The organism is Paraglaciecola sp. (assembly GCF_030730205.1).
Taxonomy (GTDB): Bacteria; Pseudomonadota; Gammaproteobacteria; order Enterobacterales; family Alteromonadaceae; genus Paraglaciecola.
In genome coordinates this window covers 49,502-63,051 of sequence record NZ_JANQVQ010000048.1, presented here as the reverse complement: position 1 = coordinate 63,051, position 13,550 = coordinate 49,502, and the positions used below count along the sequence as shown (strand labels likewise).

Annotated in this window: 8 protein-coding genes; 3 read left to right on the top strand and 5 right to left on the bottom strand. The window is 43.2% G+C overall.

Annotated features, from left to right (window positions below):
* Positions 1-2: 2 nt before the first annotated feature.
* Positions 3-1,763: an acyl-CoA dehydrogenase family protein gene (locus NWQ57_RS04650; RefSeq protein ID WP_306020950.1), complete on the bottom strand. Its 1,761-nt coding sequence runs from the start codon at positions 1,761-1,763 to the stop codon at positions 3-5.
* A gap of 142 nt (positions 1,764-1,905) precedes the next feature.
* The gene (locus NWQ57_RS04645) at positions 1,906-2,406 is read right to left on the bottom strand and encodes a hypothetical protein (RefSeq protein ID WP_306020949.1); all 501 of its coding nucleotides are present in this window, start codon (positions 2,404-2,406) and stop codon (positions 1,906-1,908) included.
* Positions 2,407-2,538: 132 nt separating this feature from the next.
* Here NWQ57_RS04645 and NWQ57_RS04640 point away from each other — a divergent pair, with 132 nt between their 5' ends.
* Together NWQ57_RS04640 and NWQ57_RS04635 are read left to right on the top strand one after the other, a co-directional pair.
* Positions 2,539-3,603, top strand: coding sequence for an efflux RND transporter periplasmic adaptor subunit (locus tag NWQ57_RS04640; protein ID WP_306020947.1), 1,065 nt, complete (start codon positions 2,539-2,541; stop codon positions 3,601-3,603).
* Positions 3,604-3,606: 3 nt separating this feature from the next.
* The gene (locus tag NWQ57_RS04635) at positions 3,607-6,717 is read left to right on the top strand and encodes an efflux RND transporter permease subunit (RefSeq protein WP_306020946.1); all 3,111 of its coding nucleotides are present in this window, start codon (positions 3,607-3,609) and stop codon (positions 6,715-6,717) included.
* Between the two features lie 76 nt (positions 6,718-6,793).
* Here NWQ57_RS04635 and NWQ57_RS04630 read toward each other — a convergent pair whose 3' ends face one another.
* The 3 genes from NWQ57_RS04630 to NWQ57_RS04620 all read right to left on the bottom strand — a co-directional run bounded on the left by NWQ57_RS04630 (position 6,794) and on the right by NWQ57_RS04620 (position 11,302).
* The gene (locus NWQ57_RS04630) at positions 6,794-7,966 is read right to left on the bottom strand and encodes a dipeptidase (RefSeq protein ID WP_306020951.1); all 1,173 of its coding nucleotides are present in this window, start codon (positions 7,964-7,966) and stop codon (positions 6,794-6,796) included.
* Positions 7,967-8,181: 215 nt separating this feature from the next.
* Complete coding sequence (locus NWQ57_RS04625; RefSeq protein ID WP_306020945.1) at positions 8,182-10,338, bottom strand: alpha-galactosidase; 2,157 nt, start codon at positions 10,336-10,338, stop codon at positions 8,182-8,184.
* Between the two features lie 205 nt (positions 10,339-10,543).
* The gene (locus NWQ57_RS04620) at positions 10,544-11,302 is read right to left on the bottom strand and encodes a DeoR/GlpR family transcriptional regulator (protein ID WP_306020944.1); all 759 of its coding nucleotides are present in this window, start codon (positions 11,300-11,302) and stop codon (positions 10,544-10,546) included.
* Between the two features lie 616 nt (positions 11,303-11,918).
* Here NWQ57_RS04620 and NWQ57_RS04615 point away from each other — a divergent pair.
* Positions 11,919-13,550: TonB-dependent receptor (locus NWQ57_RS04615; RefSeq protein WP_306020943.1), on the top strand; the 1,632-nt coding region annotated here is incomplete at its 3' end.

Below are 13,550 nucleotides of genomic sequence, written 5' to 3'. Positions count from 1 at the left end.
AGCTATTGGTAATCAAACTCGTTGTCAGCTGGGGCTAATAAGTCATCAGCACCGTTAAACAAGTTAGTTTTATAACTGTCTTTGCGGGGTAACAAACGCTTGATGTAAAAAGCGCAAGTATTGTGTTTACCCTGTTTAATACTTTCATTGCTCGACCGTTCGGCACTGTCTGCCATACTTAGCCATAACACGCCTAACAAGGCATATGCGCTGTAATTCATGTAATCATAAGCCGTGCCAGCCAAATCAACCGCGTTTAACGCTAATAACTGCTCTGAAGTGGTCAGCCATTCCGTTAGTATGGCTTGCGCTTGTGATTGTGCGTGAGGTGCTTGAATAGCATCAACCAATTTGGCGAATACCCTGTAAGTGGCTTTTAGCATTACACCTTTGTCTCGAGCAAGTTTGCGTGAGATCAGGTCAGCGGCTTGAATACCGTTGGTGCCTTCATAAAGCTGGGCAATACGGCTGTCGCGCATCAATTGCTCCATACCCCATTCGCGAATATAACCGTGGCCACCGTAGACCTGAATACCAAGGCTACTGACATCGGTACCCATGTCGGTCATGAAACCTTTACAAATTGGCGTTAAAAACGCGATGACTTTAGCGGCTTCATGCTTGTGTTCTTCATTACCAAACTTCTCGATATCCATTTGTTGAGCATAGAGATAAGCTAAAGCGCGGGAGCCTTCGGTAAGAGCTTTTTGGGTTAATAACATTCTGCGCACATCAGGTTGAAACATGATGCTATCGGCTTTTTTGCTTGGCTCTGCAGCGCCATCAGGGGCGCGCGATTGCAAGCGTTCACGGGCATAGGCTAATGCACCTTGAAAAGACGCTTCAGCTACGCCCAAACCTTGTAGCCCAACTTGAAAACGGGCATCGTTCATCATGGTGAACATGCAGGCTAAGCCTTTATGTTCACTGCCGACTAACCAACCTTTTGCTCCGTCAAAATTCATTACACAGGTAGGGCAAGCTTTAATACCCATTTTCTTTTCAATACTGCCTACCGATAGGGTATTACGCTCACCTAACTGGCCATTATCATCCACTAAAAATTTAGGTACCAAAAATAGGCTAATACCTTTAACGCCTTCGGGGGCATCAGGTAAACGAGCTAGTACCAAGTGACATATATTGCTGCTCCAGTCTTGATCACCACCAGAGATAAAGATTTTGCTGCCCGATATATTGTAGCTGCCATCTTCATTAGGTTCGGCTTTGCTGCTGAGCAGACTTAAATCAGTACCCGCATGAGGTTCAGTTAGGCACATGGTGCCGGTCCATTCACCACTAATTAGCTGACGCAGGTATTTTTGTTTTAGAGTATCGCTACCGTGTTTGGTAACGGCTAAGACCGCACTTTCGGTGAGCATACAAATCAAGCGCCAGCTTAAATTAGCTGAGTTGAGCATTTCGTGTACCGGAATCGCCATGGAGTTAGGCAGATCTTGCCCGTCGTAGTCAGCGCTGCCTAGCATGGCATTCCAGCCATTGGCGATGTAATCCTGATAGGCAGCGGCAAAACCATGTGGAGTGCTTACGTTGCCGTCTTGTAATTTACTGCTTTGCTCATCGCCTTCGCGATTGAGAGGAGCAATCACTTCTTCAGCAAATTTGGCGCCTTGATTGAGGATTTCGTTGACCAGTTCTTGATCAAAATCTTGCTGACCTAGCGCCTGATAGTGGTCGCATATGTTCATCCAATCATGCAGTAAAAATTGCATGTCAGTTAATGGGGCATGATATTGCGGCATAAATATACTCTTTATTTGTTAACTACTCCGACCAGTATAGCCGATTTTATAGTTAACTTGCGGTAAAGTAACGAATATTTGGTATAAGTTAAGGTGATACTTGTATTCACACAGGTTATGCTTGAATCGCAAAAGCGCGATCCTATTGACCCTTATTGAATAGGCTTCTGATCAATATTAGATCACTTTTTTCTGACCATTGAGATTCTGGAGTCAAATTAGGATCAGCAAAACTAATATTGACCACCTTGCGATGGGCCCAGTCGGGCACAGGAAGATCTTGAGTTAGGGTGTCAAACCCATTGGATAAAGCGCAGCTGTATATGTGTTTGTTGTCGGGGGCAATGTCGAGAAGTTGTCCTACTTCAACGTTTAAACCAGTGCTTTGCCAAACGGCTTGATGTGCAGTGCATTGTGCTGACATCTTGTTGTTTTTATGACCAGTGGGTAATTGCCATCCGTTTTTGTTTTTTAATTTAAGTACTAATACTGAGGTGTTTGATGTTATCAAGCAGCTTGCGGGTGCGGCTGGTGCTGGTAGTGTGTCTTTATCTATCCTGCACATGGGCTCAGCCACTTGCTCTTTAGCGCAGGCGCTGAGTAATAGAATGCTTAGTAAAAAAATAAATAATCTTAAAAACAAAGAAAAGCGTATCCCATGATGCTTGTTGGGGCTGATTATAGCCTATGAGTTGTTTGGGATCAGCAACGCTCACGTGTAGTGGCTACACATAAATAACGTTAGACAATTGTTATCACATTTTATAGGTAAAACATGTTGAAAGGATTAAAGTTCTCACCTCTATTTATAGCGGCTGTAGCATTCATAGGCTTAGTGGTTTATTTGTATCTTCCAAAAGAAGAAACACAAGAAGCGAAAGGCCAGTCACTGACTCCTGTAACCGTTCATGTGATCAAAACAGAACCATTTCCCATTACTATCGAAGCACTGGGTACCGCCAAGGCTAATGAATCTATTGCATTAACGGCACAAACCACCGATATCGTGCAAAGTGTTAATTTTGATGATGGTGATATCGTAAAACGTGGGCAGTTGTTACTGACCTTAAATGATAATGAAGAAAAAGCGCGATTAAACGAATTAGACATTAACTTACAAGAAGCAAAACGCCAATTAACCCGAATTACTAACCTAGCCAAAGAAAGCGCAGCATCCGAGCAATTACTAGACGAGCAACAAGCGAAGGTAAAAGCCCTAAAAGCGCAAATGGACGTTGTTACCTCACAGTTGAATGAACTAGAAATTCGAGCGCCGTTTGATGGTGTTCTCGGTATCAGGCAAGTGAGTTTAGGCGCCTTGCTTAAACCAGGTGATATGGTAACCACCTTAGATGATATTGCTGTTGTTAAGCTAGATTTCAGTATTTCTGAGTCACACTTGCCTACCGTTGCTATCGGACAATTAATTAGAGCAACGTCGGTTGCGTATCCTGGTGAGTTGTTCGAGGGCAAAATTACCAGTATTGCATCACGAGTCGATCCCATAACTCGTTCAATCCCTATTCGCGCCAATATTAATAATCAAGCTTTAAAATTGCGCCCAGGCATGCTTATGCAAGTTGTGCTGCAAAAAACCGTATTACAAACATTAGTGTTACCTGAACAATCCTTAGTGCCCGTGGAAGATAAACAATTTGTATTTGTGGTGGTTGATGGTGCCGTGGTGCGCAAAGAAGTAGTGGTAGGTAAACGTAAACCTGGTTTTGTGCAAATTGAATCTGGTTTAAAAGAAGGTGATCAAGTCGTGGTTGAGGGTACATTGCGCTTGCGAGATGGCTCAAAAGTGCGGGTTTTATCGACTAGTAATAACGGAGAGTAAAACATGTTACTTTCAGATATTTCGGTAAAACGTCCGGTTTTTGCCTCCGTTGTTAACTTACTGCTGATTGTCTTCGGGATTGTTTCCATCACCTTATTATCATTGCGTGAATATCCCGATATCGACCCACCTATAGTGTCTATTAATACTAACTACCCTGGCGCGTCAGCGTCTATTATTGAAACCCGCATTACTCAGCTCTTAGAAGATCGCATCAGTGGAATTGAAGGGATCAAGAATATTTCATCTAGCAGCCGTAACGGCCGTTCTTCTATTACCATCGAGTTTAATTTATCCCGTGATATCGATGCGGCGTCAAATGATGTGCGTGAGCGGGTCAGCCGAGCACTAAATAATCTGCCCGATCAAGCAGAGCCACCAGAGGTATCAAAAGCAGGCTCTGATGAAGACGTCATTGTTTGGTATAACTTGCGCAGCGATAGCTTGTCTGTGCTTGAACTGACCGATTACGCTGACCGTTTTATTGTTGATCGTTTATCAGTGGCAGAAGGCGTAGCCAATATTCGTTTAGGTGGCGGACGCAGCTATGCAATTAAAGTGTGGCTTGATCGTAACGCGATGGCGGCTCGTCAAATTACCGTTGCTGACGTAGAAAGTGTTATTCGTTCTGAAAATGTCGAGTTACCCGCGGGCGAAGTGGAATCGGTAAGCCGTGACTTTGAGGTAAGGGTTGCCCGTAGCTTTTTGACGCCCGATGATTTTGCCAATTTAACCATTAAAGCCAATGCTGATGGTTACTTAGTGAAATTAGGCGAAATCGCTCATGTTGAACTGGCCGCCGAAGACGACGAAGCAGAGTTTCGTGGTGGCGGTGTCAATATGATTGGTTTGGGTATTTCTAAACAATCAAAGGCCAATACCCTTGAAGTGGCGCGCGCAGCGAAAAAAGCCATTCAAGAAATTGAAGCCACCTTACCCGATAACATTTTTATTGTGCCCAGTTATGATTCGTCGGTGTTTATTGAGGCATCGATCAACGAAGTATATGAAACCCTCGCTATCGCAGTACTGATGGTGGTGTTAGTTATCTACGTATTTTTAGGTAATATTCGCGCCACCTTGATCCCAGCGGTGACCGTGCCTGTGTCATTAGTGGCAGCGTTTATCGTGATGTACGCCTTAGGTTTTTCTATTAACTTACTCACCTTGTTAGCCTTGGTGTTAGCTATCGGTTTAGTGGTAGATGATGCCATCGTGGTACTTGAAAATATCACGCGGCGCATAGAATTGGGTGAACCCCCTTTATTAGCTGCTTATCGAGGCGCACGAGAAGTTGGGTTTGCGGTAATCGCTACCACCTTAGTGCTGATTTCGGTCTTTGTACCCTTAGTTTTTTTGGAGGGAAACATTGGCCGCTTGTTTACTGAATTTGCTCTGGCAATTGCTGCCGCTGTGGCGTTTTCCAGTGTTACGGCACTCACCTTATCACCGATGTTGTGCTCGTTACTTTTGAAAAAGCGCACTAGTACCTCCGGTTTTTCACATTGGGTTGATCATAACTTCAAAAAAGTAGAACACCGCTATTACCAGAGTTTACAAGGCAGTATTCATCAAAAATGGTGGATGCTGATACTTGTTGTTACCAGTATTGCGGCGCTGTATCAATTAGCGAATTTGATCCCCAGCGAGCTCGTCCCGAAAGAAGACAGACGTAACTTCTTTATCCAAGTGCAAAGTGCTGAAGGGGCAAGTTTTGAGTCTAACTCAGCCAATGTGAAAAAAATTGAAAGTATCTTGCTGAAGTATCTCAGCGCTGGTGAAGTAGAAAGGGTTTTGGTCAGAACACCCGGTTGGGGCGGCTCTGCAGGAGTGGGGATTGTTGGTATGCCTATGCACGGTGACGATCAGCGCTCTACGTTTGATGTAATGGATGAAGTCAGTGCAGAGATATCAGAAATTCCAGACATTCAAGCCTTTGCGATTATGCGCAGCGGGATTGCTGGAGGCGGTTTAGGACGGCCAGTACAATTTGTATTACAAGGTAATACTTACGAAGACTTGGTCGCGTGGCGCGATATCGTGATTAACAAAGCCCGAGAAAACACTAAGCTGGTGCGAGTGGATTCTGATTACAAAGAAACGTGGCCGCAGCTATTAGTGAATATCGACAAAGACCGTGCTGCCGACCTTGGGGTGTCGTTCAGTGATATTGGACGCACCTTAGAAACCATGTTGGGACAACGACGGGTTTCTACCTTTCTTGACAGGGGGCAAGAATATTATGTGATTATGGAAGGCGCAGAAGAAGATTATCGTAGCCCGCAAAGTATTGAAAATATTTATGTGCGCTCATCTACCACCAACCGTTTAATTCCGCTGGATAACTTGGTTAGCGTAGAAGAGCGGGCGACATCCTCTACGTTAAATCGTTACAACCGTATGCGTAGTATTACCATCAGTGCCAATTTAGCCGATGGTTATACAGTGGGTGATGCACTCGCGTATTTGCGCAATGTGGTTAATACTGAATTACCCAGTGAAGTATCTATTGATTACAAAGGTGAGTCGCAGCTTTATCAAGAATCAGGCAGTTCAATTTTGTTTATTTTTGCCTTAGCGCTGGCCATTACTTATTTGGTATTAGCGGCGCAATTTGAAAGTTGGATCCACCCTTTGGTGATTATGCTCACAGTTCCTATGGCGCTAGTTGGGGCCTTAATCGGCTTGTACTTTGCAGGCATGACCATGAATATTTACAGTCAAATAGGGCTCGTGATGCTGATTGGTTTAGCGGCGAAAAATGGCATACTCATTGTTGAATTTGCGAATCAGTTACGTGATGCAGGTTTTGAATTTGAAGAAGCGTTGCGCCGTGCGGCAACTCAACGTTTACGGCCAATTGTGATGACGGGTTTTACTACCGTGTTTAGTGCCTTGCCGCTAGTCTTTGCCACGGGGGCAGGAGCAGAAAGTCGCACGGTAATTGGTATGGTTATTTTTGCTGGTGTTTTGTTATCCGCTTTTATGACCCTGTACATTGTGCCTACTGCTTACTACTGGTTAGCTAAAAATACTCGCTCGCCAAATGAGTTAAGTCATCGACTTGAAAAATTAGAAGCTGAAGTACCCTATAAACGGGGCGAATTGGAATAATACCGAGCTGTTTTAGCGAGGCAAAAAAAAAGGGGCTGATGAAATGCATCAGCCCCTTTTTCATAGCAGTAAACTTTTAGTTAGCCGCCGCGTATTCTTCCGTTTCGCGCCATACACGCAATAAATTGCCGCTTAAAATTTTCACAATGTCGGCATCGCTGTATCCACGGTCAAGTAAACCTTGTACTAAGTTAGGATAGGTCGAGACATCTTTTAAGCCGACAGGTAAGGTATCGCCTACACCATCATAATCAGAGCCAATACCAACATGATCGATACCAATCAGTTTTACCACGTGGTCAATATGATCTAATACGGTTTCAAGTGTGGCAAAAGGCAGTGGATTTTTTTCAGCATAAGTTTTAGCAAAGGTTTGACTGGTGGCACTGTCTGCGCCTTCTTGTTCTTCCACTTCTTTACGCTTTTTACTGAAAGCATCACTCCAAGTGCGAGCCATTTTACTGACAAAGGTTGAACCAAAGTTAATTTGAATTACGCCGCCATTCTTACCCAAGGCTTTAATCATGTCGTCATCCATGTTGCGCTCAAACCCTGGAGTAAACGCCCGTAACGATGAGTGAGAGGCAATAAGCGGTACCTTAGAAATTTCCACTGCTTGATAAAAAGCATCATCGGATACATGAGAAATATCCACTAAAATCCCCATTTTGTTCATTTCAACCACAAGCTCTTTACCAAAAGGGCTGAGTCCCTTCCATTGACGGCGAATATCATAAGACGAGTCTGAAATATGGTTACTTTGTGAGTGAGCAAGGGTGATGTAACGAATGCCGCGATCATAAAAATGTTTGAGGTTATCTAAGCTACCTTGAATGGGCGAGCCATTTTCCATGCCCATGGGTAATGAGATTAAACCTTGCTTAAATTGCTGCTCTACGTCGGCAGTGGATTTTGCAATGGCGAATTTTTCGGGTGCACGACCTACGATAGCCTCAACGTAATCAATGAGCTTATCTGCCAAGGCGGTTGATTCGGGTGAACTGTCTAAGCTAGCAGGCACATAAATTGACATAAAAGGGGCATTTAATCCGCCTTGTTTGGCCCGCGGATAATCAAAATCGCCTTTCTCGGTCGCTTGAGTCACATCTTCCCAGTGTTTATTTAAACGGTAAGGCACGTCAATGTGGGTATCAATCAGGATGTTGTCGTAAGCTAATTTTTTGGCTTTTTCAGACGCCACGTAAGCCGTGTCTGCAATGGCGGATGAACATAGCAAGGCACTGGTCATTGCTAGATACAAATACGAAGATTTGAACATGTGGTTTTTCCTTTTTTTATAGATTGCGGCTTGTTTGTTGCTGCATTTTTCTGTCGGTATTACTGTATCAGAGCACAGCTTATTTTGTCTCTTTTTGTGCTCACAATAGGATTAATTTTCGCCATGCAGAAACACAAAAGCCCGATAAATCGGGCTTTTGGTTGAGGCTTAATTGAGCCGCTGACTCACATTGCCGTTAGTTGAAAAATCAAACTACTTTGAGGGGTAAGCAAGGGCAGTTGCAAACCTAATTGCATTAATAATTCACCACTAAATACTTGTCCGTCAATATCAGGCAAGTTAGTTTTGAAATTAAATAAGGCAGATTTTGGCCAATTGTCAGATAACTTTAGCGGCCAAATGACATCGAGTTTATAGTGGTTTTCCGCTTTCAATCCAGCAAACAAATATTGTTCTGGCAAGGTGTAAGGGGGGCATTCTATAAGGCTATATGAAAATAAAGCATGAGACTTGTTTTCGGCGACGATACCAAGGCCGTGCATGTAGGCAGGCAGCTCTAATCGAAATAAGTCACCCGAGTGTACTAAGTTGCGATGCTGTTTATACAAGGCAGTCATGGCCCTTAATTCTATTTGCTCACTGTCGGTCAATTCTCTTAAATCCATTTCCATGCCCATGTGACCAAATAAGGTAACAGAAGCACGCATTTCCATACTCAAATGACGATGAGTGATGTGGCAATCACGGGGACCCACGTGTGAGCCCATTAGCTCAGGCGGAAAGAAATAAGAAAAGCCTTTTTGAATTTTTAAGCGCTCGAGAGCGTCGTTTGAATCAGACGTCCAAATCCGGTCAGTGTGTGCCAATACGCCGAAATCTGCACGGCCGCCACCTGAAGCGCAACTTTCAATTTCGACACTGGGATGATTGGCCTTTAAGGCCGCAACCAACTGGTAAAAGGCTTGGGTTTGACGATGAATAGCTGGTTTACCCTTAGCATCACCCGGGTGATTAATATCCCGATTCATATCCCATTTTACGTAGCTAATGTCATATTCGCTAAGCAAGCTATCTAAACGCTCAAATAAATAGTTAAAGACTTCTGTGCGGGTGAGGTCGAGCACTAACTGATTGCGAAAACCCAATTGGGCATTACCTTCACAACTGAGTACCCAGTCAGGATGAGCCCGAAATAAGTTGCTGTTGGGGTTAACCATTTCAGGTTCAAACCATAAACCAAATTCTAAGCCTTGGGCCTTTACATGGTCAATTAACGGGCCGAGGCCATCGGGATAAAATGCGTGATCCACATACCAATCACCTAAGGCTGCGGTGTCGTCATTTCTATCAGTAAACCAGCCATCATCCAATACAAAACGTTCAGCGCCCAGATTACTGGCCCGCTCGGCCAACTCTTTCAGGGTGGTCATGTCATGTTTAAAATAAATACCTTCCCAAGTATTGTAATGCACGGGACGAGGTTTGTTCTTTACTTCGGTGCGAATTAAGTGTTGGCGCACATAACGATGATATTGTTGAGATAGGCCCGACAAACCTTGGTCAGAATAACAGGCATATAACACAGGGCTGCTATAACTCTCACCATGCTGTAGTTGAATTTCGCCGGGTAACAATAACTCGCCTAGCTGCACATAAGCCCGTCCATCAGCCATTTTTTCGGCTAAAATTTTGTGATTACCGCTCCACCCCAGATGAAAACCAAAGGCTTCGCCCACTAATTCCGTGGTGGCTTTGCTACGCATAATGAGGCCGGGGAAGGCATCGTGGGAAGTCCGTCCTCGGCGATTTTCTCTAGCATAGGCGCCAAAGTGCAAGTCTTGTTCGTGAGTATGAAATTCACCAGCCCAATGTCCTTCAAAACCAATGATATGCCCAAATGGGCTAGCGATTGGCAAGGTTGCTGCAGCACAAGCATGAATGGTGATTGGATTTTTGTGTAGGTTTGATACTTTACTGCTTATGCTCAATACATCGGTCGCCGGATCAAGCACTATCGTGTGTTCCAGCTCGATTTGTCGGTCAATATCTAAACTGACAATGGTGTAGTGATGGTCGTTGTGCTGCACGATATTTCTGATCGTCGGTGCCAGTGACCATTGGTCACCATTGCCTGATACGCTCAATCCTGGATGGCCGGTAAAGCCTTGACCTTGAGTAGGACTTAAAGTTAGAGGGACCTCATTCATAGGAGAGGCTGGTGCCTCTTGTCTTTGTCTCAATAGGCTCGTCATTTTAGGCGATATAACTTGATTGAGTTTTTTACGCCAATACACCACTTGTGGCGCGCCTAATTGGCAGTCAATAACCACGCTCGATTTGCTGCCAGTTAATACAAGTAATGATGAATAGGATAAAGCCATATTGATTTAACCTTAGTTGGATGAACTTACCAATCGGTGACTGTTATAGACCATGAATGTTCAGCAAGGACACAAGATACATTCTTCTTTTATGCTACGGGTTTATCTGCAAACAGTAATGAGAAGCGCATTAGTGTGATGTATGAATGCCGCGCATTTGATAATTAAAAAGAAAATATGTCAACACAAACGAACAATACCGAAACTACGCTTTGATAAAGGTAATGCCATTTTGTTTGATAATATCTTGTATATCATTGGGAGGTAGCTCATCACTCACTAGGTAGTCTACTTGTGATAGATGACCTTGTTTGACCATGGCGCAGCGATCAAATTTACTGGCATCTGCCGCTAAAATAACTTTACGAGAATTTTTCAAAATCGCCTGAGAGACCTTTACTTCTCTAAAATCAAAGTCAAGTAAGGCGCCATCAGCACTAATACCACTAATACCTATAATGCCGTAATCCATTTGAAACTGGCTGATAAAGTCACAGGTGGCCTCGCCAATAATACCGCCATCGCGATAGCGCACTTCACCAGCAGCAATAATGACACTGAAATCTTCTTTGGCAGATAACAAGGTTGCAACGTGAATATTGTTGGTGACGATATGCAGGTTACGGTGATTGATCAGCCGAGAAGCCACCATTTCAGTCGTGGTACCTATGTTGATAAATAACGAAGCACCGTCGGGTATCATATTAGCAATGGCATCTGCAATACGCTCTTTCACCCCTTTATTGTATGTTTTTCTATCTTGGTAGGGGGTGTTTTCCCAGCTGGCATTAATACCAGCTCCGCCGTGATAGCGGCTAATTAAGCCGGCTTCAGATAATTGGTTTAGATCCCGTCTTATGGTTTGAGGCGTTACATCACACTCTTGAACTAAATCATCTATTGACATAAAGCCGCGCTGCTTAATTAAGCTAACAATCAATTCACTTCGACGGGTTTGGTTCATTATGACAGCCTTATTTTTATTATTAACTAGAGTGTATTACATTTGAGATGCTAGTTAGCTACTAATCATTATATTTTCATTTGCGAAAATTCGTATGTTAATTAATTGTCAATGCGAAAGTAAAGCGAATAACCGTTTTTGCATGAAACAACCCCAAAGCCACCTACTTTTTGACAACAGCAATATAAATCCTATGCATTTGTATCGTTGATGCCTTCGACGACTATCCTTTGATTAAACCAATTAAAAAAATGCAAGGGAATATATTTTACAGTCCCCTGTTTGTATTGTTTCCATCGTTTTTTTCAGACGAAAACGCCCCCGCAAAACAGTGCTAAAGTATTGATTAGTCGTAATAATCCTAATAATAGTATTATTGTTGTATTTTTAAATATTCGAAAGTAAACGAAAATGAGTGAAGTTGATGGGTTAATTGCTTGTTAATACTTGTGATTCATTATTTTGCTTTAAAATCAATTGTTTATATTTTTATTTGCTTGGTATTCGCGCAATTTATTGTAAACCATTTGTTATTGTTATTGAGCGAAAGTGAATATTGCTGTATAAATATCGAAAATTTAGGATGCGTTAAATTTTACAACCAAAGAGAAAACACATGACACACAAAACAAAACAAATGGAAAACTTTACGAAGCGTTCTCTTCTCGGTATGGCAGTCGCAACTGCCTTATATTCAGGAGCGACCTTGGCACAAGAAGTGAACGAGCCAGCTGCAGATGATGTAGAGGTGATTGAAGTACGTGGTTTAATCAGCAGTCTTAAGCGTTCTTTCTCAGACAAAAAAGAAGCATTAATTGTATCTGATGGTATTGCTGCTGAGGATCTAGGTAAGTTTCCTGATCAAAACGTAGCTGAATCCTTGCAACGTATTACCGGTGTTGCTATCGACCGTAGTGGTGGTGAAGGTCAATTGATCTCAGTGCGTGGTTTCGGGCCACAATTTAACTTGGTTACCGTTAACGGTCGTCAAATGGCATCTGAGCGCGCAGGTCGTGAATTCAGCTTTGATACTTTGGCTTCTGAGTTAATTGCTGGTGCAGACATCTATAAAACCTCTAATGCAGCAAACCAAGAAGGGGGAATCGGCTCTTATATCAATTTAAAAACTGCGAAGCCATTCGACCTTGACGGCTTTAAAGCAGTAGGCAGCGTAAAAGCAACTTATGACAGTCTGTCTGAAAGCACTACTCCTGCTTTTTCTGGTTTAGTCAGCAACACCTTCATGGACGACAAATTAGGTGTATTAGCGTCATTGTCGGTACAAAAGCGTGATGCACAAATTAACCAAGCAGATACCCGTGGTTTCTACCGCGTAGACCGTATTCAAACTAACGATTTTGATGCTGCAACTAACACGGGTAAAGAAGCCTTCAACGTGTGGGTTCCTCGTAACCTTGATTTAACTTCAAACGAAGAAGATCGTACTCGTACCAGTGGTACTTTGGTTGTGCAATATGCAGCAAGCGATGAATTGACCATCACCTTTGATGGGATTTATTCAAAGTTTGAAGTTGAATCGCAAGTAAGCAACTATGCAAACTGGTTTACACCTGGCAACTTCCGAGATTTTGAAGTTGATCCGTCAACTGAAACAGTCACTTATTGGTCTCACAACGCCTTTGACGACCCAATGGGGCAAGGTTCTGGTGCAACTGACTTTGTGCAACAAGGTTTAGACCGTAATGTTAAAATTCAAGCCTTTGGCTTTAACGCCGATTGGGATTTAACTGACCAATTAAACGTTGATATCGACATCTCAACTTCAAAAGCAGAAGATTTAAGTGGTGATCAAAGCCGCGTATTTACCGTAATGGGCTATGCCAATGGTTATACTTATGACTTCACTGGCGGTGGCGACTTACCAGCATTCTCTTCTGATGGTATTGACGGACCGTTCACTCAAGCTGATTCAAGTAAATTGCGTGCTCACTATGTCGAGCGTGGCGGTGATGAGCGTGTTGATGAAATCACTGAAATGCGTGCAGATTTTACTTACACACCTAACAGCGATACCTTCACTCAACTACGTTATGGGTTGTATACACAGGATAGAACTAAGTCAGCCAAGGTATTTCAATCACCTAGCTTACCTAACTGTTTCTACTGTGGGTATGGCTTAGATGTGCCGGATGATTTAGCGTATTTGGTGTCTCCAAATGGTTGGTTTGATGGTATCCCATCTTCTTTCTTCGGTTACAATGTTGATGATTATCTTTCGTTTTTAGAA